Source organism: Micromonospora sp. NPDC002411 (genome assembly GCF_053592955.1).
In genome coordinates, this window is record NZ_JBSFBM010000068.1 from 1 (window position 1) to 22,209 (window position 22,209).

Genomic DNA, 22,209 nt, shown 5'->3' on the forward strand with positions numbered 1-22,209 from the left:
ATCGACCAAGAAGTCCCGCGATTTCCACCCTGACACTGATCGAGGCGGTTGGAGGCGATTAACGAGAATCGTCCTCACAAACCGTCGCTCCTGGGGGACCCGGTCCACCGGGGTCAGCACGCTCCCGACCCGCGCGTCGTCGCGGCCGACCCGGGTGATGGCCACGCCCTCGGGCAGGTCGCCGTACTCGTGCCGGACCGCGCCGGTCGCGGCCGGCACCTCACCGGTCAGTCCACGGAGACGCTTGAGTGGGGTGAAACGCCATTCCTCCTCCAGGCCGGTGAGGGCCGGGAAGTCGGTGACGTCGTACGAGCGCAGCGCCTGCGACTTGGTGCTGGGCGGAGGCGCGGAAGCCTGGGTAGTCATCTCTTCCTTGGTCTGTCATGAATCGGAGGGTCGAAGCGGGCTGGACCGGACCCGGCCTACCGGGTCCGGGTCCGGCCATGGCCGGGCGGAGGCGGCGTCAGCCGACCGCGCCCTCCATCTGAAGCTCGATCAGGCGGTTGAGCTCCAGCGCGTACTCCATCGGGAGCTCCTTGGCGATCGGCTCGATGAAGCCACGCACGATCATGGCCATCGCCTCGTCCTCGCTCAGGCCCCGGCTCATCAGGTAGAAGAGCTGGTCGTCGCTGATCTTGGAGACGGTCGCCTCGTGCCCCATCGACACGTCGTCCTCGCGGATGTCGACGTACGGGTAGGTGTCCGAGCGGGAGATCGTGTCGACCAGCAGCGCGTCGCACTTGACAGTGCTCCGGCTGTGGTGCGAACCCTCCAACACCTGGACCAGGCCGCGGTACGAGGTGCGGCCGCCGCCCCGGGCGATCGACTTCGACACGATGGTGCTGCTCGTGTGGGGCGCCGCGTGCACCATCTTGGCGCCGGCGTCCTGGTGCTGACCCTCGCCGGCCATCGCCACCGAGAGCACCTCACCCTTGGCGTGCTCGCCGGTCATGTAGACCGCCGGGTACTTCATCGTCACCTTGGAGCCGATGTTGCCGTCGACCCACTCCATGGTCGCGCCCTCGTGGCAGACGGCGCGCTTGGTGACCAGGTTGTAGACGTTGTTCGACCAGTTCTGGATGGTCGTGTACCGGCAGCGCGCGTTCTTCTTGACGATGATCTCCACGACCGCGCTGTGCAGCGAGTCGGAGGAGTAGAGCGGGGCGGTGCAGCCCTCGACGTAGTGCACGTACGCACCCTCGTCGACGATGATCAGCGTCCGCTCGAACTGGCCCATGTTCTCGGTGTTGATCCGGAAGTAGGCCTGCAGCGGGATCTCCACGTGCACGCCCTTCGGCACGTAGATGAACGAGCCACCGGACCACACGGAGGTGTTCAGCGCGGCGAACTTGTTGTCGCCGACCGGGATCACCGTGCCGAAGTACTCCTTGAAGACGTCCTCGTGCTCGCGCAGCGCCGTGTCGGTGTCCAGGAAGAGCACACCCTGCTCCTCAAGGTCCTCACGGATCTTGTGGTAGACGACCTCGGACTCGTACTGCGCCGCGACACCGGCGACCAACCGCTGCTTCTCCGCCTCCGGGATGCCCAGCCGGTCGTACGTGTTCTTGATGTCCTCCGGCAGGTCCTCCCAGCTGGTGGCCTGCTTCTCGGTGGACCGCACGAAGTACTTGATGTTGTCGAAGTCGATCCCGGTGAGGTCCGCGCCCCAGGCCGGCATCGGCTTGCGGCCGAACAGCCGCAGGCCCTTCAGGCGCAGGTCGAGCATCCACTCCGGCTCGTTCTTCTTGGCCGAGATGTCCCGCACCACCGCCTCGTTGATGCCGCGCTGGGCAGTTGCCCCGGCGGCGTCCGGGTCGGACCAGCCGTACTCGTACCGACCCAGGGCGGCGAGCTGCTCTTCCTGGGTCAGGGGCTGGACGATCTGCTCGGTCATTTATCTGTCCTCACAGTGGTGACGGGATTACCGGATTGAACACGGCCCGGCTGGGTCGGAATGTGCGTGGTGCACACCCCGTCGCCGTGCGCGATGGTGGCCAGGCGCTGCACGTGGGTGCCGACCAGACGGGAGATCACCGCGGTCTCGGCCTCGCACAGCTGGGGAAACTCGGCGGCCACGTGCGCCACCGGGCAGTGGTGCTGGCAGAGCTGACCGCCGGAGGCGATCGTGGTCGCGTTGGCAGCGTAACCCTCGGCGGTGAGCGCCGCGGCGAGTGCCTCGGCGCGGGCGAGAGGATCGTCGCCGGCGTCCTCCATGGCCGCTCGGCAGCGGGACTCAAGAGCGGAAACCTGCTCGGTGGCGAACGCCTCGACCGCGTCCGAACCCCCGCTGCGGGCGATCCAACGCAACGCCGCGGTGGCCATGTTGTCGTAGTGGTGTGTGCCACAGCGGACCCGGGCGGCCTCGGTCAACAGGAACACCTTGGCCGGACGCCCCCGGCCACGGCTGCCCTGCACGGTCTGCTCACGGGCGTACACGTCACCGTCGGCGAGCATCGCGTCCAGGTGTCGGCGGATCGCCGCCGGGCTGAGCCCGAGGGCCACACCGAGCTGCGCGGCAGTGGTCGCCCCCCGCTCCAGCAGCAACTGAGTGACCCGGTCGCGGGTGGAGATCTCGGCCGCTGCCGGACCGGCGAGGCCGGCCGACGTGGTCACGACGGGCGCGGACGCGGGCGCACCGACGGCCGGACCGGCCGTCGGCTGCTGCTCGGAGAGCGCCGCCGCGTTTTTCACAACGCCAACGTTACGTAATTACGCGGAGGGTCGCAAACCCGGGCCCCGGTGATCCGAACCACCGCGTCGCCGGAGTCGGACGAACCTCGATCACTACGGTGCGTAGGATTTGCGCCGTGAACCGAATCGCCCGTCCGGTCTCCGGCACCCTGCTGCGCCGCCTCGCGCTCGCCTCGATCATCGCGAACGTGGGGATCGTCGTCACCGGCGGGGCCGTCCGGTTGACCGCCTCGGGCCTCGGCTGCCCCACCTGGCCCCGGTGCACCGACGATTCCTACGTCACCACGCCCGAGATGGGCGTGTACGGGGTGATCGAGTTCGGCAACCGCATGCTGACCTTCGCGGTGGGCCTCATCGCGCTGGCCACCCTGCTGGCCGTGCTGGCGCACCGACCCCGCCGCCGCGGGCTCCTCCCACTGGCCGTCGCGGTCTTCCTGGGCATTCCCGCCCAGGCCGTGATCGGTGGGATCACCGTGCTCACCAACCTCAACCCGTGGGTGGTCGGGCTGCACTTCCTGGCCTCGATGGCGGTGATCGCCGCCGCGTACGCCCTCTGGCGGCGCATCGGCGACTCCGACGGCCCGACCCTGCCCACCGTGCCCACGCCACTGCGCACGCTGGCCCGGGTCACCACCGGCGTCAGCGTCGCGGTGCTGGTCATCGGCACCTGGGTCACCGGCAGCGGCCCGCACGCCGGCGACCACGGCGCAGCCCGCAACGGGCTCGACCCGGAGTCGATCTCACAGGTGCACGCGGACGCCGTCTTCCTGCTGATCGGCCTCTCGGTGGCGCTGATCTTCGCCTTCCGCGCCGTCGGCGCGCAGCGCGCCACCCGTGCCGCGATCGTCCTGGTCGCCGTGGAGCTGGGTCAGGGAGTGATCGGCTTCGTGCAGTACTTCACCCACGTGCCAGCCCTCCTGGTCGGGGCGCACATGCTCGGCTCCTGCCTGGTGCTGCTGGCGACCCTGTCCGTGCAGTGGTCCACCCGGGAACGTCGGCCGGTCACCCCGGCGCCCCAGGCCGCCCCGACCGACGCCGCCACTCCGGTCCCCGTCACCGCCTGACAAAGCCCCGCGCCCCAGATCCTCACAACATCAGGGATGTTGCTGCCTCCGGCACGCGGGAGGCAGCAACATCACCGTTCTTGCGCGGATCTTGACGACGAACACCGCCGCCGGGTGCCAGGAAGCGGGTTCTGCACGCCCGCAGCCGTCAAGGTCACGCTCGATCCAGGATGTAGTGGCCTCAACGACGCCCCGATACCACTACATCAATGATCCAGCACGATCCTGGGGCGGAGTCCAGCGTCCGGCAGCGTCCGGGAAGAACTGCCGCAGGGTGGGTCAGCCGCGGCGGGCCAGGTGGGTGGTGATCGCGTCGGCGAGCCGTTCGGGGGCGCCGTCGGCGTACCCGATGAAGAGTGACGGCTCGGTCAGCTCCAACTCGACGAGGACCGGCTGACCGTCCGGGCCGGGGATGAGGTCGACCCGGGCGTAGAGGAGCTGCCGGGTGCCGCCGGGGACCGTGGCGAGGGTCTTCTCGGCCACCGCGAGCTGTTCGGGTCGGGCGGTACGGGAGGTGATCTCCTCGGCCTTGTAGAGCCCGTCGGGGCCGAGGTCCGGGCCGGTCAGCATGGGGCCCTTGCGGATCGCGTGGCTGAACGCCAGGCCGTCCGGGCCGGCCAGGAAGAGCAGCGCTGTCTCGCCCTCGGTGTCGACGGCGCGCAGGTACGGCTGGACCATGGTCACCCGGCCGGCGTCGGAGAGCCGGCGGGCGTGCGCGGCGGCGAGGTCCCGGTGCTCCGGGTCGGCCAGGTCGTACCGGCCGGTGTCCTGGCTGCCGGCGCTGACCGAGGGCTTGAGCACGTACTCGCCGGTCTCGGCGGGCGGCTGCCAGCTCTCCCCCGGCTCGACCCACGTCGTCGGCACTGTCGGCACTCCGGCGGCGCTCAGCTCGGCGAGGTAGCGCTTGTCGGTGTTCCAGCGCACCACCTCGGCCGGGTTGACCAGCAGTGGGACCGTGGCCGCCCAGGCGACGAACTCGTCGCGGCGCAGCGCGTAGTCCCATGGTGAGCGGAGTACGACCAGGTCGTAGGAGGACCAGTCGACGTCGGGGTCGTCCCAGACCGCGGTCTCGACGGTGATGCCGCGGGCGGTGAGCGGGGCGAGGACCAGTCGGTCGTCCGGGTCGAGGTCGGCCAGGTCGGCACAGGTGACGAGAGCGACCCGGGGTTCCCCCCGGGTCGACTGGTGATGGATGGTCAATTCAGGTGTCTATCTCAGCGGGCCATCGTGCGCCGGGCCATCGACCGCCAGAGGTCGTTGCTCGGACGCATCTGGTCCATCAGTTCACGCTCCCAGGCGTTCTCGACGGCGACTCCCGCCTTGGCGCACGCCTCCCGTGCGGTGACGGTGTCGTCGGCGAACTGGTCGCCCCACTCACCGTCGGCACCGACCAGGACGATCCGCGCGCCACGCTTGCCGACGTACTCGATGACCGCCTTGGCGCCGCCGTGTCCAGCGGCGAACGCCTTGAGCCCTGCAACCAGGCCCTGGGGCGTCTGCTCGCCGGCGGTCTGCTCGGCCGTCAGCGTCGTATCGGAACCATCTGCCATGACGCGAAGCCTAAGCAGACTCGCACCCTCCCGTGCGAGAACCATGAACCTTTTGTGATGCCAATTACCTACAGGTTTACGGCTGGCCACAGACTTACTGTCCGTTTATATACCGACTTTTACGCCCAAAGAGCATCGACATTTGAGCATCCAACCACCGCAGGTTGAGCCCATCCGACTCATGCTGAAAGTTACTCTGATGTGACGTTAAACCCGGACAACTCATCTACGGCCATAATTAATCAGGTGATCACCGGCGTCGATCGCCGGTCGGCCATGTCGCCACGCGGCGATCGGGTCAGATCAGCGCGTCGAGCGCGACGGCCACGAAGACGATCGTCAGGTACGTCGTGGACCAGTGGAACAGCCGCATCGGCTTGACCGCCTCGCCGCGTGTCGCACGCCGGCACAGCTTGTGCGCCTCGACCACGAAGATGGCACCCACCACCAGGGTCGGCACCCCGTAGATCGCGCTGAGCCCCAGCGGCCAGACAGCCAGGGACGTGAGCACGGTCAGCCACGCGAAGATCAGGATCTCGGCGTTCACCCGTCGGGTCGACGCCACCACCGGCAGCATCGGGATTCCGGCGCGCGCGTAGTCGTCCTTGTACTTCATGGCGAGGGGGTAGAAGTGCGGCATCTGCCAGAAGAAGACCACCGCGAAGAGCCCCCAGGCGGCAGGCGCCAGCGAGCCGGTCACGGCCGCCCACCCGATCAGGACCGGGGCGGCCCCGCACGCGCCACCCCAGAAGGTGTTCGTCGGGGTCGACCGCTTGAGCCACAGGGTGTAGACGAGGTCGTAGTAGGCGATCGCCGCGAGGGTCAACCCGGCAGCCAGCAGGTTGGTGAACGCCGCCATCAGGGCGACCGACACCGCCGCCAGCACCAGACCGAAGATCAGCGCGCTACGCGGCGACACCGTGTGCGCCGGGAGCGGCCGACGCTTGGTGCGCCGCATCAACTGGTCGATGTCCCGGTCGATGTAGCAGTTGAGCACGCTGGCCGCGCCGGCGGCGAGCGAGCCACCGATCAGCACGATGGCCATCAGCCACAGCGACGGGAGACCGCCCTCGGCGAGCATCATCGCCGGGATGGTGGTGACCAGCAGCAACTCGACGATCCGCGGCTTGGTCAGCGCCACGTACGCCGACAGCACCCCGCGCACGTCCCGCCGGGCCACCGTGCCCTCGGCCGCCCGTGCCGGGTGCTGCCCGGCCGGGTTGCTCGCGGGGCGCTCGGTGATCATGCTCACGGATTGCCACCTTCCGGCATCGGCACGGGGAGATTCGGAAATGTCGGGCCCGCTCGGGTCCGCACACCGACCCACACACTACGCGTCGTCGTTTTGGCTGCCCGGCCGACCCGACAACGGTGCGGGCCGTCACACCACCGGGTTCAACCGCGCATCTGGATCGTCACGTAGCGCACACCATGCGCAGATCCCCGGGCGCACGTTTAGGCACGCTCGATAAGGTCATCGGTGAGGGTTCCGCCCATCTGCCGAGGAGCACAACCATCGTGGCTGCCAAACGACCCGCGCACTCCGCACTGAACTGGTCCGACCTCGATCGCCGGGCCGTAGACACCGTCCGCGTACTGGCCATGGATGCCGTAGAGAAATCCGGCAACGGCCACCCGGGCACCGCGATGAGCCTCGCGCCCGCGGCGTACCTCCTCTTCAACCGCGTCATGCGGCACAACCCGGCCGACCCGAACTGGCCCGGCCGGGACCGGTTCGTCCTCTCCGCCGGGCACTCCAGCCTGACGCTCTACATCCAGCTGTTCCTGTCCGGTTACCCGCTGAGCCTGGACGACCTGAAGTCGCTGCGGCAGTGGGGCTCGCAGACGCCGGGTCACCCGGAGCACGGGCACACGCCGGGCGTGGAGACCACCACCGGCCCGCTCGGGCAGGGCCTGGGCAACGCGGTCGGCATGGCCATGGCGGCCCGCCGCGAGCGCGGCCTGTTCGACCCCGAGGCCGAGCCGGGCGCGTCGGTCTTCGACCACGACATCTGGTGCATCGTGTCCGACGGTGACATCGAGGAGGGCATCAGCCACGAGGCGAGCGCCCTCGCCGGGCACCAGCAGCTGGGCAACCTCACGGTGATCTACGACGACAACGAGATCTCCATCGAGGACGACACCCGCATCGCCAAGAGCGAGGACGTGGCCGCCCGCTACGAGGCGTACGGCTGGCACGTGCAGACCGTCGACTGGCGCAACGGCGACGCCGACCAGGGCGACTACCACGAGGACGCCGAGGCGCTGTACGCGGCGCTGGTGGCCGCCAAGGCGGAGACCGGCCGCCCCTCCTTCATCGCGCTGCGCACCATCATCGGCTTCCCCGCGCCCAACAAGCAGAACACCGGCAAGATCCACGGCTCGGCGCTCGGCGCCGACGAGGTGAAGGCCACCAAGCGGATCCTCGGTTTCGACCCGGAGCAGACCTTCCAGGTCGACGAGGAGGTGCTCACCCACGCCCGCACGGTGATGGGTCGCGGCTCCGACGCCGAGCAGGAATGGACCGGCGCGTTCGACGCCTGGAAGAAGGCCAACCCGGAGCGCACCGCACTCTACGAGCGGATGGCCGGCCGGGTGCTCCCCGACGGCTGGGCCGACGCGCTGCCGGTCTTCCCCGCCGACGCCAAGGGCGTGGCCACCCGGGCGGCCTCCGGCAAGGTCCTGGAGGCGCTCGCGCCGGTGCTCCCGGAGCTGTGGGGCGGCTCGGCCGACCTGGCCGAGAGCAACAACACCACAATGAAGGGCGAGCCGTCGTTCATCCCGGCCGCGCACGCCACCAAGGACTTCCCCGGCCACGAGTACGGCCGCACGCTGCACTTCGGCATCCGTGAGCACGCCATGGGCGCGATCCTCAACGGCATCGCCCTGCACGGCGGCACCCGCCCGTACGGCGGCACGTTCCTGGTCTTCAGCGACTACATGCGTCCGTCGGTGCGGCTGGCCGCGCTGATGAAGCTGCCGGTGACCTACGTGTGGACGCACGACTCGATCGGCCTCGGCGAGGACGGCCCGACCCACCAGCCGGTGGAGCACCTGACCGCGCTGCGCGCCATCCCGGGCCTGGACGTGGTCCGCCCGGCGGACGCCAACGAGACGGCCTGGGCCTGGCGGCAGGCGCTGGAGCACACCGACCGGCCCACCGCGCTGGCGTTGAGCCGTCAGCCGCTGCCGACCCTGGACCGCGACGTCCTCGGTGCCGTGGAGGGTGTGGCCAAGGGCGGCTACGTGCTGGCCGAGGCATCCAACGGCAAGCCTCAGGTGATCATCGTCGGCACCGGCTCCGAGGTGCAGCTCTGCCTGACCGCCCGGGAGCGGCTGGAGGCCGACGGCACCCCGACCCGGGTCGTCTCGATGCCCTGCCAGGAGTGGTTCTACGAGCAGGATGAGGCGTACCGGGAGTCGGTGCTCCCTCGCGGGGTAAAGGCACGGGTGAGCGTGGAGGCGGGCATCGCGATGTCCTGGCGCGGCGTCGTCGGTGACCTCGGCGAGAGCGTCAGCCTGGAGCACTACGGCGCGAGCGCCCCGCACACCGTGCTCTTCGAGCAGTTCGGGTTCACCCCCGACCGGATCGTGGCGGCAGCGCACGCCTCGCTGGCCCGGGTGGGCGACATCACCGGTTTCACGACCGGCAACTGAGGGAGCGTGGACGGCATGACCGACAAGCTGAATGAGCTGACCGCCGCGGGCGTGGCGGTCTGGCTCGACGACCTTTCCCGGGTACGACTGAGCTCCGGCGGGCTGGACCAGCTCCGCCGCGAGAAGCACGTGGCCGGTGTCACCACCAACCCGACGATCTTCGCGAAGGCGCTCAGCGACGCCGACGAGTACAACTGGCAGCTGCGCGACCTCGCCACCCGTGGCGTGGACGTGGAAGAGGCCGTGCGCATGCTCACCACGTACGACGTGCGCTGGGCCTGCGACGTGATGCGCCCGTCGTACGACGGCAGCGACGGTGTCGACGGCCGGGTCTCGATCGAGGTGGACCCGCGCAGCGCGCACGACGCGGACAAGACGGTCGCCGAGGCCAAGGCGCTGTGGTGGCTGGTCGACCGGCCCAACCTCTACATCAAGATCCCGGCCACCGAGGAAGGTTTGTCGGCTATCACCGACACCCTGGCCGAGGGCATCAGCGTCAACGTGACGCTGATCTTCGGTCTGGACCGCTACTCGGCGGTCATGGAAGCCTTCCTCGCCGGTCTGGAGCAGGCGAAGGTCAACGGCCACGACCTGTCGAAGATCGGCTCGGTCGCGTCCTTCTTCGTCTCCCGCGTCGACTCCGAGGTCGACAAAAGGCTGGAGAAGGTCGGGTCCGACCAGGCCAAGGCCCTGAAGGGCAAGGCCGCAGTCGCGAACGCGCAGCTGGCGTACGAGCGCTACACCGAGGTGTTTTCCTCGGACCGTTGGAAGGCGCTCGCCGCCGCAGGCGCGCATCCGCAGCGGCCGCTGTGGGCGTCCACCTCGACGAAGAACCCGGACTACCGGGACGTCATCTACGTCGAGGAGCTGATCGCCGCCGGCACTGTCAACACCATGCCGGAGTCGGTCATCCACGCGTACGCCGATCACGGCGAGACCCGCGGCGACACCGTCACCGGGTCCTACGACGCGGCCCGGAAGGTCTTCGCGGACCTGGAGTCGGTCGGGGTGGACATGGCCGACGTGATCGCCACCCTGGAGCGCGAGGGCGTGGAGAAGTTCGAGGTCAGCTGGCAGGAGCTGCTCGACGGGGTCCGCAAGTCGCTGGAGGCGGCGGCGAAGGGCAAGGGTGCCCCGAACAAGGCGGCCAAGGGCAACGCGAAGGCCGCCGAGCAGGCTGGTGGGGCATGAGCGACCTGTTGAGTGGTCCGGTGGAGGCAGCCGCCGGGCTCGCCGTGTACGGCGCGGACGCGGTCGACAAGGCCGCGCCCGCCTCGACCCGGGACGCGCTGGTGAAGGCCGGCGTCCCGGGCAAGCTGGCCGGCAAGGACGCCAGCCTGTGGGGTCCGGACGCCGAGGCCGAGGCGAAGATCCGGTTGGGCTGGGTGGACACCCACCGGCGCAGCCGGGAGCTGCTGGCGCAGTTGGCCGAGCTGAAGGCGGAGCTGGCCGACCTTGATCACGTGGTGCTCGCCGGCATGGGCGGCTCGTCGCTCGCGCCTGAGGTGATCACCCGGACGCTGGGCCGCCCGCTGACGGTGCTGGACACCACCGACCCGGGTCAGGTCCGGGCGGCGCTCGGTGACCGGCTGGAACGCACCGTCGTGGTGGTGGCGAGCAAGTCCGGGTCGACGGTGGAGACCGACAGCCACCGACGCGCCTACTGGCAGGCGTTCCTGGACGCCGGGATGACCGAGGCGGAGGCCGGCCGGCACTTCGTCATCGTCACCGACCCGGGTTCGCCGTTGGAGGCCACCGCCAACGAGATGGGCGCGTTCACGGTGCTCGCCGACCCGAACGTCGGGGGCCGGTACTCGGCGCTCACCGCGTTCGGTCTGGTGCCCTCGGCGCTGGCCGGGGTCGAGGTCGCGGAGCTGCTCGACCAGGCCGACGCGCTGGCCGCGTCGCTCGGCGCCGACCAGAACAACCCGGCGCTCGCGCTGGGCGCCGCCCTGGGCGCGGCGGCGACGCTGGCCCGGGACAAGGTCGCTCTGCTCTCCGACGGCACCGGCATCGACGGGCTCGGCGACTGGGCCGAGCAGTTGATCGCCGAGTCGACCGGCAAGGCCGGGGTGGGCATCCTCCCGGTGGTCGTGGAGTCCCCGCAGAGCCCCGGTGCCACCGGCTCGGACGTGCTGACCGTCAGCTACGGCGGCGCGCTGGCCCCCGGTGACGTGCCGGGCGGCGGCGCCAACCCGGACGTGGCCGTCAACGGCCCGCTGGGCGCGCAGTTCCTGGCCTGGGAGTACGCGACCGCGGTGGCGGGTGTGGTGCTCGGCATCGACCCGTTCAACCAGCCGAACGTCACCGAGTCCAAGGAGAACACCAACAAGATCCTGGCCTCGGGGCTGCCGGCGGAGACGCCGTCGTTCACCGAGGGCGCGATCGAGGTGTACGCCCCGCAGGGCGCTCCCGGGGACCTGGCCGGCGTACTGCGCTGGCTGCTCGACGGGCTTGGCGACGACGGTTACCTCGCGGTGATGGCGTACCTCGACCGGTTCGCCGACGCCGACGCGGCCCGGCTGCGTTCGCTGCTGGCCCAGGCGGGTGGGCGCCCGGTCACCTTCGGGTGGGGGCCGCGGTTCCTGCACTCGACCGGCCAGTACCACAAGGGCGGTCCGCAGGTGGGCAGCTACCTCCAGGTGACCGGCGCGGTCGCCGAGGATCTGGAGGTGCCGGGCAAGCCGTACACCTTCGGTGAGTTGCAGGCGGCGCAGGCCGCCGGTGACCGGCAGGCCCTCGCCGGTCGGGAGCGGCCGGTGCTGCGGTTGCACCTGACCGACCGTGCCGCCGGTGTCGCCCAACTGCTCGACGCGGCCGGTCAGCTGCGGGCGTGACGATGAACGAGGTGACTGAAGCGGAAGCGAGGGGGCACCGTGAGCGCGAGGAGTGAGCCGGGTTTGCGAGCCCCGCAGTCGCGAACTGAGGATGGCTCGGTGAACCCGCTGCGCGACCCGCAGGACCGCCGGTTGCCCCGGATCCCGGAGCCCTGCGCTCTGGTGATCTTCGGGGTGACCGGCGACCTGGCCCGCAAGAAGCTGCTCCCCGCGGTCTACGACCTGGCCAACCGGGGGCTGCTGCCGCCCGGTTTCGTGGTGCTCGGCTTCGCGCGCCGCGACTGGGGCGACGGCGACTTCGAGACCCTCGCGTGTGAGGCGGCCCGCAAGCACGCGCGTACCCCGTGGCGGGACGAGGTGTGGGCACGCCTGGCCGGCAACATCAAGTTCGTCGGCGGGTCGTTCGACGACGACGCGGCCTTCGACACGCTGGCGTCGACGCTGGACGACCTGCGGCAGACCCACGGCATCACCGGCAACGCGGCCTTCTACTTCTCCATCCCGCCGGCCGCGTTCCCCGTCGTGCTCAAGCAGTTGGCCCGCACCGGGATGGCCGACAACGAGAAGTCCGGTGGTTGGCGTCGGGTCGTGGTGGAGAAGCCGTTCGGCAACGACCTGCCGTCGGCGAAGGCGCTCAACGACCTCGTCGACGACGTGTTCACCAGTCAGGACGTCTTCCGGATCGACCACTACCTGGGCAAGGAGACGGTCCAGAACATCCTCGCCCTGCGGTTCGCCAACAACCTGTTCGAGCCGCTGTGGAACTCCAAGTACGTCGACTCGGTGCAGATCACCATGGCCGAGGACGTCGGCATCGGCACCCGCGCCGGCTTCTACGACACCGTCGGCACCGCCCGCGACGTGCTCCAGAACCACCTCCTCCAACTGCTCGCCCTGGTGGCGATGGAGGAGCCGACCAGCTTCGACGCCGACGAGATCCGGGCCGAGAAGCTGAAGGTGCTCAAGGCGATCACCCTGCCCAAGGACGTCGCCCGGGACACCGTCCGGGGTCAGTACCTGCCCGGCTGGGTAGGTGGCGAACGCGCTGTCGGTTACCTGGAAGAGCAGGACGTCCCCACCGACTCCACCACGGAGACGTACGTGGCGGTGCGGCTGGGCATCCAGAACCGCCGCTGGGCCGAGGTGCCGTTCTACATCCGGGCCGGCAAGCGGCTGCCCCGGCGGGTCACCGAGGTCGCCATCATGTTCAAGAAGGCGCCGCACCTGCCGTTCAACGACGCCGACATGGAGTCGCTGGGCAACAACCAACTGGTCATCCGGGTGCAGCCGGACGAGGGCGTGGTGCTCAAGTTCGGCTCGAAGGTGCCGGGCACGACGATGGAGGTCCGCGACATCGCGATGGACTTCCAGTACGGCGAGGCGTTCACCGAGTCCAGCCCGGAGGCGTACGAACGTCTCGTCCTGGACGTGCTGATCGGCGACCGCACCCTGTTCCCGGACGCCGCCGAGGTCGAGCAGAGCTGGCAGGTGATCGACCCGTTGGAGCACGCCTGGGAGGGCACCACGCCCGAGCCGTACCGGGCCGGTGAGTGGGGGCCACGGGCCTCCGACGAGATGCTGGCCCGTGAGGGTCGCGCTTGGAGACGAGCATGATCGGGCTGTGGGACACCACCGGCAACGAGGTGGTCAAGGCACTCGCCGCCGAGCGGCGCAGCGCCGGCGGAGTGGCCAGCGGCATGGCGCTCACCCTCATCGTGGTCGTAGACGAGAAGCGGGTTCGGGAGGCGGAGGCGGCGGCAACGATCGCCGCCGCCGCCCACCCGTGCCGCCTGGTCGTCGTGGTCCGCTCCGACATCGAGCGGGAGCGCAACCGGCTCGACGCGGAGATCGTCGTCGGTGGGCGACTCGGCCCGTGCGAGGCGGTGGTCACCCGGATGTACGGTCGGCTGGCCCTGCACGCCGAGTCGGTCGTGATGCCGCTGCTCGTCCCCGACGTGCCGGTGGTCACCTGGTGGCACGGGGAGCCGCCGGCGGAGATCGCCACCGACTTCCTCGGGGTGGTCGCCGACCGGAGGATCACCGACTCGGCGCAGGCCGCCGATCCGGTGGAGGCGCTGCGGCAGCGGGCCCGGGACTACGCACCGGGCGACACCGACCTGGCCTGGACGCGAATCACCCCGTGGCGGACGCTTGTCGCCGGGGCGTTCGACACGACCAGCGAGCAGGTCACCGAGGCGACGGTCGTCGCGCCGGCCACCGACCCGACGGCCGCGCTGATGGTCGGTTGGCTGTCCAGCCGGCTGGGCATCACCCCGCGCCGGGTGGACACCAACGAGTTCCCCCGGATGCGTGAGGTGCAGTTGAGCTGCGCCAACGGCGACCAGCTCACGCTGACCCGCGAGGACAGCATGGCCGTGTTCCGGCGGACGGGCCAGGACGACAGGGCTCTGCCGCTGGTCCGCCGCCCGCTCGGTGACGAGTTGGCCGAGGAGCTGCGCCGCCTGGACGCCGACCAGGTGTACGCGGAGGCGCTGGGTGCGACGGTGGGGTGGGGGTGCCCCGCCGCGGGCTGGTGATCGCGGTGGCCACCGCCATGCAGGAGAGCAACCTCTACAACGTGGCCAGCGGCGTCCTGCCCGAGTCGCAGGACTACCCGCACCAGGGCGTCGGCTGGGACCACGACTCGGTCGGGTTGTTCCAGCAGCGGTCGAGCAGCGGTTGGGGTCCGGTGGGTCAGTTGATGGACCCGGAGTTCGCCACCCGGCAGTTCCTCGCCGCGCTGGAGCAGGTGCCCGGCTGGGAGGGGATGCGACTGACCGACGCCGCTCAGGCGGTGCAGGTGTCCGCGTACCCCGAGCACTACCAGCAGCACGAATGGCGGGCCACCCGGGTCGTCGACGCCATCGTGCCGGCGGGGCGGTAACCTACCGACCACTGTGGACGGTGAGGGTTGAGGCTGTCGCATCCCGGGTACATGTGTTGCGGGTTAGGGGTACACATGACAGAGGGATCATCGACAGGAGGACGCCATGTCACTGATGCAGCGAATCACCACGTTCCTCAGATCGCCGAAGGGGCAGCAGTTGGTGGAGCGAGGCCGTCGCGAGATGGCCAAGCCGGCCAACCAGCAGAAGCTCAAGGGGCTGGCGGCTCGGCTGTCCAACCGCCGCCGCTGACCGCTCCATCGGCCGCCCTGTCCGCCATCTCCACCCCTGGGGAGACCCGGTGACCGACACCCCACCCGTTGGCGGCCAGCCCGCCGCCCCCACTCCGCAGCCGTCCGCCGGCCTCCCGGCCGAGCCGGTGGGCGCCCCCGAGGGTCCACCGGCCCGTCTCTGGGACCGGATGCGGGACGACCCGCAGTACGCGCCGGAACACCTCGCCCTGGAGGCCGTACGCCGGCTCGGGCCGGAGGCCGTGCAGTGGGCCGCCCGGGCCCGGGCCGAGCAGCCCGGCGTGTCGGCCGACGTCCTCGCCGACCAGGCGGCCCGCAAGTTCGTCAACCTGGCCCGGCTGTCCGGCGCGGTCTCCGGAGTGGCCGGGCTGCCCGGGGCGGTTATCGATGTGGGCGTGCTGGCCTGGACCCAGGCGCGGATGGTGCTGCACATCGCCGCCGCCTACGACGTCGACCCGCTGCACGGCGACCGGGCCACCGACCTGCTGGTGCTCCAGCGCGTGCACAAGGTCGCCGAGAGCGCGCGGCTGGCTCTCGGCGTGGCCGCCGGCCGGGAACGCGCCGACGCGCTCTTCGGTCTGGGCGGCCAGCGCCCGCTCGGTCGGGTCATGCTGCAACTCGGCGTCCGGCTGGCCCAGATGGCCGGTGTCCGGGCCGCCAAGCGGATGGTCGCCAAGGTCATCCCCGGCGCCGCCATCGTGCTCGGCACCTGGGCCAACTCGTCGGCCACGAAGGACCTCGCGAAGCGATCCCGGGCCCTCTACCGCTCCCGGGGCGTCGGCGTCCCGGAGCCCCGCCAGCGCTGAGGGTCGGCCGGGCCGGTCAGTTCGCCGGGCCGGTCAGTTCGCCAGGCCGGAGGAGCGCCAGGTGACCTCGGCGATGCGGCCCTGGCCGGTGGCGTTGGGGTGGAACCAGTCCAGTGGGTTGAGCATGTCCAGAGTGAACCGGACCTTGTGCACCGCGCCGCCGTCGTGCCGGCAGCGTGAGCCGTACGCCCGGCAGGCCGCCACCAGCTCGGTGTTGTACGCCTGGATCCGCTCCCGTACGGCGGCGCGGCGAGCCCGGTCGGCGGGCGCCGTCGAGGTCGCCTCGGCCAACAGGGACGGGCAGATGCCCCGGCGCCACGCGCGAACCGCCCGGGAGTCGCCGTGCCCGACCTCCCAGAGCCGGTACAGGTCGGGGATGCTAACCACCAGCACCCGGGCCTTCGGGCGGCCGGTCTTCAGCACCCGTAGGCCCCGGTCGACGTCGGCGCGGAACTCGGCGACCGGCGTCATCGCGTCCACCACGCCCCTGCAGACGTCGTTGGCGCCGATCAACACGGTGACGTAGTCGGGGCGGTCGCGTACCGCCGCCTGGGCCTGGCCTTCGAGGGCGTCCGCGCGGGCGCCCGGACGGGCGTGGTTGTACGTCCGCTCGCGGATCGCCGAATTCTGCTCCAGCAGTCGCCGGTAGTGGCTCTGCACCCGCAGGCCGTCCCCCGTCGACCAGGAGTTGCGCTCGCAGGAGGTCAACACCAGGCAGGACGCGAAGCCGGTGGTGATCGAGTCGCCGAGCGCGGCGATGCCACCCGGCCCGCTCGACGGCGGGGCGCTCTTGGTGGGGCGGGGCGTCGCGGAGGTGCCGCCCTCGCAGGCCAGCGCCACCAGCGCCGCGGTACAGGCCAGGGCGGCGACCCAGCGTCGAGGCATGACGTCTCCCGTTCCCGCAGCACAGAGCGACAGCGCGGTAACTCTATGCGTAGGACGGGGTTTGTCGCGAAGTTGCTGTCGGCTATGCGGCAGAGCGCCGACGTAGACGCTCTCGGGGTGCTATAAGCCCCGCCAGGGTGCCCGCTGGCCGTGCAGCCACCAGTGCAACGCCCGGGTGATCCACGGCAGCACCAGGTACGTCATCAGCGGGGTCAGGCAGAGCGTCATCAGCAGCACCCGCGCCGCCAACGGCACCGCGTCGAGGAAGTGACTCGTCAGCAGCGTGGCGCTGAGGCTCAGCGGAAAGAACGCCAGCCAGATGGTCACCGCCTGCTTCCACCTGGGCGGCGACGTCGGGGCGACCGGCGCGACCAGGTCCACCGAGTGCTCCGACGGAGGGTCGAACCACCCCTCGATACCGGTACGCCGCTCGACCCGGGTGTGCTCGACGATGCCCTGCGCCGAGCTGAGCCACCAGTGCCGCTGCGGGGACTCCTCCCACCGGCGCAGCGTCTCGGCGTCGGCGAAGCGGTAGAGCATGTGCCACTCCGGCGAACCCGGGCCGCTCTGCACCCAACCGGCGCCGAGGAACCCGGGAAACGCCTCGGCCAGCGCGGTACCGGCCCGCATCCAGGCCACCATCTCGCTGGACCGGCCCGGGTCGACACGGCGGGCGATGGCGACGGTCACCGGCACGGCGAGGGTCATTGACATGCGCCCATCCTGCGGTCGGCGGGGCTGCGGGCGCGAACGGATGTAATCGAGCACACCAGCCCGCCGGGGGTGGGAGCGCGCACTGCCGGTTAACCCGGCGAATCGGGGGTAGGTGCGTGGGTATGACGAGATCGCAGCCCCGGCGCGCCCGTGGCACGGTCGGCCACGCCTACAGCGCGCTGAACCTCCGGCTCACCCTCGCCGGCTTCGGGCTGGTGATCATGGTGGTCTTCGCGGTGTTGGCATTCTGGGCCGGCATCGCCTGGCTCGGCGTGGTCTGTGCGATCTTCGCTGTGGTCGCCGTAATCGACCTGGTCGTGATCCAGCGCCGCCGCGCCGCCCGCCGCCGCGAGGAGCCGGGCGTACGCCACTCGTTGTTCGAGTGACAGGAGGACGAGATGCCCCACATCGCCACCACCAACCCCGCCACCGGACAGGTGCTCAAGACCTACGAGGCGATGTCCACCGAGCAGCTCGACGGTGCCATCGAGCGCACCCACCTCGCCTACCAGCAGTTGCGGACGACGACCGTCGACCAGCGTGCCCGGTGGATGAACGCCGCCGCCGACCTGCTCGACGCCGAGCGCGACGAGATCGCGCGGATCATGACCACCGAGATGGGCAAGACCTACGCCTCCGCGCAGGCCGAGGTGACCAAGTGCGCCACGGCCGCCCGCTTCTACGCCGACAAGGCCCCCGCGTTCCTGGCCGACGAGCCCGCCGACTCCGCCGCCGTCAAGGCGACCCGGGCGTTCATCCGCTACCAGCCGATCGGTGTGGTGCTCGCGGTGATGCCGTGGAACTTCCCGCTCTGGCAGGTGATGCGTTTCGCGGCGCCGGCGCTGATGGCCGGCAACACCGGGCTGCTCAAACACGCCTCCAACGTGCCGCAGACCGCCCTGCTGCTGGAGGATGTGTTCCGACGCGCGGGCTTCCCCGAGGGGGCCTTCACCACGGTGCTGGTCGGCTCCGACGCTGTCGACCGGATCCTCAGCGACCCCCGGGTCCGCGCGGCCACGCTCACCGGCAGCGAACCGGCCGGTCGGTCCATCGCGCAGATCGCCGGGCGGGAGCTGAAGAAGACCGTCCTCGAACTCGGCGGCAGCGACCCCTTCGTGGTGATGCCCTCGGCCGACGTGGACCGGGCCGCCGAGGTGGCCACCACCGCCCGCTGCCAGAACAACGGCCAGTCGTGCATCGCCGCGAAGCGGTTCATCGTGCACACCGACGTGTTCGACGCCTTCGCGGAGAAGTTCGCCGCGAACATGGCGGCGCTGCGCGTCGGTGACCCGATGGACGCGAACACCGACGTGGGGCCCCTGGCCAGCGAGCGGGGCCGCGACGAGGTGCACGCCCAGGTCCGCGACGCGGTCGACAACGGTGCCACGGTCCTCTGCGGCGGCGAGCTGCCCGGCGGTGACGGGTGGTTCTACCCGCCGACAGTGGTCACCGACCTGACCCCGCAGATGCGGATGTGGTCCGAGGAGGTGTTCGGCCCGGTCGCCGGCCTGTTCCGGGTCTCGTCGTACGAGGAGGCGATCGAGGTCGCCAACGGCACCAACTTCGGGCTCGGCTCGAACGCCTGGACCCGGGACCCGGACGAGCAGGAGCGCTTCGCCACCGACCTGGACGCCGGGAACGTCTTCGTCAACGGCATGACCACGTCCTACCCGGAGTTGCCGTTCGGAGGGGTGAAGAACTCCGGTTACGGGCGGGAGCTGTCCGCGCTCGGTATGCGGGAGTTCTGCAACACCAAGACGGTGTGGGTCGGCGAGGGCGCCGCCTCGGCCGGCGCGGGGGCACACGCGGAATAGCGCACGCATCAGCCGACGCCGACATGGGTAGGAAGTGCGCCCATGACGACGTTCGGATTCCACGCCTCACATGAGCAGATCGGCCCGCGCGCCCTCCTGGAGGCGGTGATGCACGCCGAGCGGGCCGGCTTCGACGCCGCCATGTGCTCCGACCACTTCTCCCCGTGGAGCGCCCGGCAGGGCGAATCCGGCTTCGCCTGGTCCTGGCTGGGCTCCGCGTTGCAGGCCACCGGTCTGCCGTTCGGAGTGGTCAACGCACCCGGTCAGCGGTACCACCCGGCGATCATCGCGCAGGCCATCGGCACCCTCGGCGCGATGTACCCGGGCCGTTTCTGGGCGGCGCTGGGCACCGGCGAGGCCAGCAACGAGCACATCACCGGCGACCCGTGGCCGCGCAAGGACGTCCGCGCCGCACGGCTGCGCGAGTGCGTGGACGTGATCCGGGCGCTGCTGGCCGGCGAGGAGGTCAGCCACGACGGCCTGGTCCGGGTGGACCGGGCCCGGCTGTGGACCCGCCCGGAGCAGCCGCCCGCGCTGGTCGGCGCCGCCGTCAGCGTGGCCACCGCCCGCTGGTGCGCCGAGTGGGCGGACGGGCTGATCACCGTGAACGCGCCGGTGGCGCACCTGCGCGAGATGATCGACGCGTACCGGGACGCCGGTGGGCGCGGGCCGCTGCACCTGCAGGTGCACGTCTCCTGGGCGCCCGACCAGGCGCAGGCCGAGGCCATCGCGTACGACCAGTGGCGCAGCAACGTCTTCGCCCCGCCGGTCTGCTGGGACCTGGAGACCGCCGAGCACTTCGACGTGGTCTCCGCCGACGTACCGGCGCAGCGGGTCGCCGAGGTGGTCAACGTGTCGGCGGACCTGGGTCGGCACGTCGGCTGGCTGGAGGAGTACCTGGAACTCGGCTTCGACCAGATCGCCCTGCACCACGTCGGGCAGGAGCAGCGCGGCTTCATCGACGCGTTCGGCACCGAGGTGCTGCCGAAGCTGCGCCCGGCTGGCTGATCGAGGCTCGGATCCGCCGGACCCCTAGGCTCGTACCCCATGGAAAGCCTGTTTCCGGTCGTCGTCTTCCTGGCGATCGCCACCCTGGGCGCCGCGCTGGCCCGCCGGCTCGGCCTGCTCGCGCCGATCGTGCTGGTCGTGCTCGGTCTGGCGCTCTCGTTCGTGCCGGGCTTCCCGCAGGTCCACCTCGAGCCCGAGTTGGTGCTGATCGGCATCCTGCCGCCGCTGCTCTACGTGGCCGCGCTGGAGACCTCGGTACCGGCGTTCAAGAACAACATCCGGCCGATCCTGCTACTCGCTGTCGGCCTGGTGCTGTTCACCGCGTTCGTGGTCGGGTTGGTGCTGCACCTGCTGCTGCCGCAGTTGCCGTTCGCGATCTGCCTGGCCCTCGGCGCGGTGGTCGCCCCGCCGGACGCGGTGGCCGCCACGGCGGTGGCCCGGCGGGTCGGCCTACCCCGCCGGGTCGTCACCATCCTGGAGGGGGAGAGCCTGGTCAACGACGCCACCGCGTTGGTGCTGCTGCGGGTCGCGACGATGGCCACGGTCGGCTCGGCGGTCGGCACTGCCGACGTCGCCATCGAGGTGCTGCGGGCCACCGGCGGCGGCATCCTGATCGGGGCGCTCGGGGCGGTGGTCTTCGGGTTCCTGCACCGGCGGATCAGCGACCCGCTGCTGGACAACGCCCTGTCGCTGATCATCCCGTTCGCTGTGGTGTTCACCGCCGAGCACCTGCACGCCTCCGGGGTGGTCGCGGTGGTCGTCACCGGCCTGGTGCTCGGCCACAAGCTGCCCCAGTTGCTGTCGGCGGCGTCCCGGTTGCAGATCGGCGCGTTCTGGCGGCTGGTCCGTTTCCTGCTGGAGGGCCTGGTCTTCCTGCTGGTCGGGCTCCAACTACGGGAGGTGCTGCGCGACCTTGACGAGCCGATCGGCTCGCTCGTCCTGATCACGTTCGCGGTGCTCGCCGCCGTCTTCCTGACCCGGTTCGTCTGGCTCTTCCCGGCCACCTACCTGGCCCGGTTGGTGCCCCGGGTGCGCCGACGGGACGCCAGGCCGTCGCCGAAGTTCCCGATCATCATCGGCTGGGCCGGGATGCGCGGCGTGGTGACCCTGGCCGCCGCTCTCGCGTTGCCGCTGACCCTCGCCGACGACGAGCCGTACCCCCGGGCGTTGTTCATCTGGCTGGCCTTCGCGGTGATCGTCTTCACGCTCGTCGGCCAGGGCGCCACGCTACCGTTGGTCGCACGCCGGTTGCGGCTGCCACCGGACGACCCGGTACAGGACGCGCTGTCCGCGGCCGGTGTGCAGCAGCAGGCCAGCCGGGCCGCCCAGGAGCGCCTCGACGCGCTGGCCGACAGCGCCCCGGAGGCGGTGGTGGACCGGCTGCGTCGAGCGGTGGAGGACCGCACCAACATGGCGTGGGAACGGCTCGGCGGCACCGAGCGGGAGACCCCGTCGCAGGCGTACGGTCGGCTGCGGCAGGAGATGATCGACGCCGAGCGGGATGTGTTCCGGTCCGCCCGGGACTCCGGTCAGATTCCTGAGGAGGTGCTGGTGCGGGCCTATCGTGACCTGGACCTGGAAGAGTCGTTGCTGCGGGAGGTCGAGAAGTGAGTTGTGAGCACCTGACCGAGGCGGGTGCCGTCGAGGCGCGCACCCCCGACGAGTGCGCGGACTGCGTCGCCGTCGGCGACACCTACTGGGTGCACCTGCGTACCTGCCTGAGCTGCGGGCAGGTCGGCTGCTGCGACTCGTCGCCGAACCAGCACGCGAGCAAGCACTACGCGTCCACCGGTCACCCGGTGATCCGTTCGGCGCAGCCCGGCGAGGCGTGGCGCTGGTGCTACGTCGACGAGGAGATCGGCTGACCACTGGCCGGAAGCGGCTCGGCGCGGTGCGCCAGGGCCCGTCGGGTCAGCGGTGGCACAGCCAGACCGGTGACCGCGAGCAGCCCGGCCAGGGCCCGACAGGACCAGGATCCAGACCAGGTTGATCGGCAGCAGCACCTTCCACCCGAGGCGCATGAACTGGTCGTAGCGCAGCCGGGGCA

At 70.7% G+C, this 22,209-nt stretch carries 20 protein-coding genes and 3 pseudogenes; 14 read left to right on the forward strand and 9 right to left on the reverse strand.

All coding sequences use genetic code 11. The features are described 5' to 3' along the window. The 3 genes and pseudogenes from ACWCO3_RS11195 to ACWCO3_RS11205 form a co-directional block, all read right to left on the reverse strand. Window positions 1-366 (reverse strand): annotated as a pseudogene (locus ACWCO3_RS11195) (hypothetical protein); the annotation flags it as partial. Between the two features lie 97 nt (window positions 367-463). After that, a complete protein-coding gene (sufB, locus tag ACWCO3_RS11200; RefSeq protein WP_145779864.1) occupies window positions 464-1,894 on the reverse strand; it encodes a Fe-S cluster assembly protein SufB in 1,431 nt (476 codons plus the stop codon). Continuing rightward, the gene (locus tag ACWCO3_RS11205) at window positions 1,891-2,691 is read right to left on the reverse strand and encodes a helix-turn-helix transcriptional regulator (protein WP_425280523.1); all 801 of its coding nucleotides are present in this window, start codon (window positions 2,689-2,691) and stop codon (window positions 1,891-1,893) included. The genes sufB and ACWCO3_RS11205 overlap by 4 nt, the downstream gene beginning before the upstream one ends. Window positions 2,692-2,789: 98 nt before the next feature. Here ACWCO3_RS11205 and ACWCO3_RS11210 point away from each other — a divergent pair, with 98 nt between their 5' ends. Then, entirely contained in the window at window positions 2,790-3,755 is a 966-nt protein-coding gene (locus tag ACWCO3_RS11210) for a COX15/CtaA family protein (RefSeq protein WP_450009684.1), read from the forward strand. 279 nt (window positions 3,756-4,034) lie between these two features. On the opposite strand, the gene ACWCO3_RS11215 is transcribed toward ACWCO3_RS11210, so the two are convergent. The 3 genes from ACWCO3_RS11215 to ACWCO3_RS11225 form a co-directional block, all read right to left on the reverse strand. Next, window positions 4,035-4,955 (reverse strand): ATP-grasp domain-containing protein, encoded by a 921-nt coding sequence (locus ACWCO3_RS11215; protein WP_357929338.1) that lies wholly within the window; start codon window positions 4,953-4,955, stop codon window positions 4,035-4,037. A gap of 14 nt (window positions 4,956-4,969) precedes the next feature. Then, entirely contained in the window at window positions 4,970-5,305 is a 336-nt protein-coding gene (locus ACWCO3_RS11220) for a hypothetical protein (RefSeq protein ID WP_088988554.1), read from the reverse strand. Between the two features lie 298 nt (window positions 5,306-5,603). Continuing rightward, the gene (locus tag ACWCO3_RS11225; RefSeq protein WP_145779861.1) at window positions 5,604-6,557 is read right to left on the reverse strand and encodes a heme o synthase; all 954 of its coding nucleotides are present in this window, start codon (window positions 6,555-6,557) and stop codon (window positions 5,604-5,606) included. A gap of 266 nt (window positions 6,558-6,823) precedes the next feature. Between ACWCO3_RS11225 and tkt the strand changes: the two genes are divergently transcribed. The 8 genes and pseudogenes from tkt to ACWCO3_RS11265 all read left to right on the forward strand — a co-directional run bounded on the left by tkt (window position 6,824) and on the right by ACWCO3_RS11265 (window position 15,741). Beyond that, entirely contained in the window at window positions 6,824-8,962 is a 2,139-nt protein-coding gene (gene tkt, locus ACWCO3_RS11230) for a transketolase (protein WP_145779860.1), read from the forward strand. A gap of 15 nt (window positions 8,963-8,977) precedes the next feature. Continuing rightward, window positions 8,978-10,153, forward strand: coding sequence for a transaldolase (gene tal, locus ACWCO3_RS11235; protein ID WP_450009687.1), 1,176 nt, complete (start codon window positions 8,978-8,980; stop codon window positions 10,151-10,153). Beyond that, on the forward strand, window positions 10,150-11,799 hold the full coding sequence (locus tag ACWCO3_RS11240; RefSeq protein ID WP_145779858.1) for a glucose-6-phosphate isomerase: 1,650 nt from the start codon (window positions 10,150-10,152) through the stop codon (window positions 11,797-11,799). The genes tal and ACWCO3_RS11240 overlap by 4 nt, the downstream gene beginning before the upstream one ends. A 99-nt stretch (window positions 11,800-11,898) precedes the next feature. Then, a complete protein-coding gene (gene zwf, locus ACWCO3_RS11245) occupies window positions 11,899-13,413 on the forward strand; it encodes a glucose-6-phosphate dehydrogenase (protein ID WP_145779857.1) in 1,515 nt (504 codons plus the stop codon). Continuing rightward, window positions 13,410-14,336 carry a glucose-6-phosphate dehydrogenase assembly protein OpcA gene (locus ACWCO3_RS11250; RefSeq protein WP_450009690.1) on the forward strand — a complete coding sequence of 309 codons (927 nt, stop codon included), beginning with the start codon at window positions 13,410-13,412 and terminating at the stop codon, window positions 14,334-14,336. The genes zwf and ACWCO3_RS11250 overlap by 4 nt, the downstream gene beginning before the upstream one ends. Further along, window positions 14,309-14,683: pseudogene (locus ACWCO3_RS11255) on the forward strand (peptidase M23); the annotation flags it as partial. The gene ACWCO3_RS11250 and the pseudogene ACWCO3_RS11255, both read left to right, overlap by 28 nt. A 106-nt stretch (window positions 14,684-14,789) precedes the next feature. Then, on the forward strand, window positions 14,790-14,936 hold the full coding sequence (locus ACWCO3_RS11260; RefSeq protein WP_165435705.1) for a hypothetical protein: 147 nt from the start codon (window positions 14,790-14,792) through the stop codon (window positions 14,934-14,936). Window positions 14,937-14,985: 49 nt separating this feature from the next. After that, the gene (locus ACWCO3_RS11265; protein WP_358051838.1) at window positions 14,986-15,741 is read left to right on the forward strand and encodes an EcsC family protein; all 756 of its coding nucleotides are present in this window, start codon (window positions 14,986-14,988) and stop codon (window positions 15,739-15,741) included. Window positions 15,742-15,774: 33 nt separating this feature from the next. Here the strand turns inward: ACWCO3_RS11265 and ACWCO3_RS11270 are convergent, their stop codons facing one another. Next, window positions 15,775-16,626, reverse strand: coding sequence for a GDSL-type esterase/lipase family protein (locus tag ACWCO3_RS11270; RefSeq protein WP_450009693.1), 852 nt, complete (start codon window positions 16,624-16,626; stop codon window positions 15,775-15,777). 120 nt (window positions 16,627-16,746) lie between these two features. Further along, window positions 16,747-17,340, reverse strand: a complete 594-nt coding sequence (locus tag ACWCO3_RS11275; protein ID WP_450009695.1) for an antibiotic biosynthesis monooxygenase — start codon at window positions 17,338-17,340, stop codon at window positions 16,747-16,749. Window positions 17,341-17,462: 122 nt separating this feature from the next. On the opposite strand from ACWCO3_RS11275, the gene ACWCO3_RS11280 reads away from it, so the two are divergent. The 5 genes from ACWCO3_RS11280 to ACWCO3_RS11300 are packed head-to-tail and all read left to right on the forward strand — an operon-like array spanning window position 17,463 to window position 22,027. Next, window positions 17,463-17,726: a DUF6343 family protein gene (locus ACWCO3_RS11280; RefSeq protein WP_145784097.1), complete on the forward strand. Its 264-nt coding sequence runs from the start codon at window positions 17,463-17,465 to the stop codon at window positions 17,724-17,726. 12 nt (window positions 17,727-17,738) lie between these two features. Beyond that, on the forward strand, window positions 17,739-19,154 hold the full coding sequence (locus ACWCO3_RS11285) for an NADP-dependent succinic semialdehyde dehydrogenase (protein WP_145784095.1): 1,416 nt from the start codon (window positions 17,739-17,741) through the stop codon (window positions 19,152-19,154). 42 nt (window positions 19,155-19,196) lie between these two features. Further along, on the forward strand, window positions 19,197-20,162 hold the full coding sequence (locus tag ACWCO3_RS11290; protein ID WP_354884607.1) for a TIGR03885 family FMN-dependent LLM class oxidoreductase: 966 nt from the start codon (window positions 19,197-19,199) through the stop codon (window positions 20,160-20,162). Window positions 20,163-20,201: 39 nt separating this feature from the next. Continuing rightward, window positions 20,202-21,773, forward strand: coding sequence for a Na+/H+ antiporter (locus tag ACWCO3_RS11295; protein ID WP_145784092.1), 1,572 nt, complete (start codon window positions 20,202-20,204; stop codon window positions 21,771-21,773). Next, complete coding sequence (locus ACWCO3_RS11300) at window positions 21,770-22,027, forward strand: UBP-type zinc finger domain-containing protein (protein ID WP_145784090.1); 258 nt, start codon at window positions 21,770-21,772, stop codon at window positions 22,025-22,027. Before ACWCO3_RS11295 ends, ACWCO3_RS11300 begins: the two co-directional genes overlap by 4 nt. Before the next feature lie 93 nt (window positions 22,028-22,120). Here the strand turns inward: ACWCO3_RS11300 and ACWCO3_RS11305 are convergent. Further along, window positions 22,121-22,209, reverse strand: a pseudogene (locus ACWCO3_RS11305) (NADH-quinone oxidoreductase subunit H); the annotation flags it as partial.

Bases quoted from the DNA above. Each gene is read 5' to 3' on its own strand.
- ACWCO3_RS11285 (WP_145784095.1), top strand. From the start codon at position 17,739: ATGCCCCACATCGCCACCACCAACCCCGCCACCGGACAGGTGCTCAAG.
- ACWCO3_RS11290 (WP_354884607.1), top strand. From the start codon at position 19,197: ATGACGACGTTCGGATTCCACGCCTCACATGAGCAGATCGGCCCGCGC.
- tal (WP_450009687.1), top strand. From the start codon at position 8,978: ATGACCGACAAGCTGAATGAGCTGACCGCCGCGGGCGTGGCGGTCTGG.
- ACWCO3_RS11250 (WP_450009690.1), top strand. From the start codon at position 13,410: ATGATCGGGCTGTGGGACACCACCGGCAACGAGGTGGTCAAGGCACTC.
- ACWCO3_RS11220 (WP_088988554.1), bottom strand. From the start codon at position 5,305: ATGGCAGATGGTTCCGATACGACGCTGACGGCCGAGCAGACCGCCGGC.
- ACWCO3_RS11260 (WP_165435705.1), top strand. From the start codon at position 14,790: ATGTCACTGATGCAGCGAATCACCACGTTCCTCAGATCGCCGAAGGGG.
- ACWCO3_RS11280 (WP_145784097.1), top strand. From the start codon at position 17,463: ATGACGAGATCGCAGCCCCGGCGCGCCCGTGGCACGGTCGGCCACGCC.
- ACWCO3_RS11240 (WP_145779858.1), top strand. From the start codon at position 10,150: ATGAGCGACCTGTTGAGTGGTCCGGTGGAGGCAGCCGCCGGGCTCGCC.
- sufB (WP_145779864.1), bottom strand. From the start codon at position 1,894: ATGACCGAGCAGATCGTCCAGCCCCTGACCCAGGAAGAGCAGCTCGCC.
- ACWCO3_RS11270 (WP_450009693.1), bottom strand. From the start codon at position 16,626: ATGCCTCGACGCTGGGTCGCCGCCCTGGCCTGTACCGCGGCGCTGGTG.
- ACWCO3_RS11275 (WP_450009695.1), bottom strand. From the start codon at position 17,340: ATGTCAATGACCCTCGCCGTGCCGGTGACCGTCGCCATCGCCCGCCGT.
- ACWCO3_RS11295 (WP_145784092.1), top strand. From the start codon at position 20,202: ATGGAAAGCCTGTTTCCGGTCGTCGTCTTCCTGGCGATCGCCACCCTG.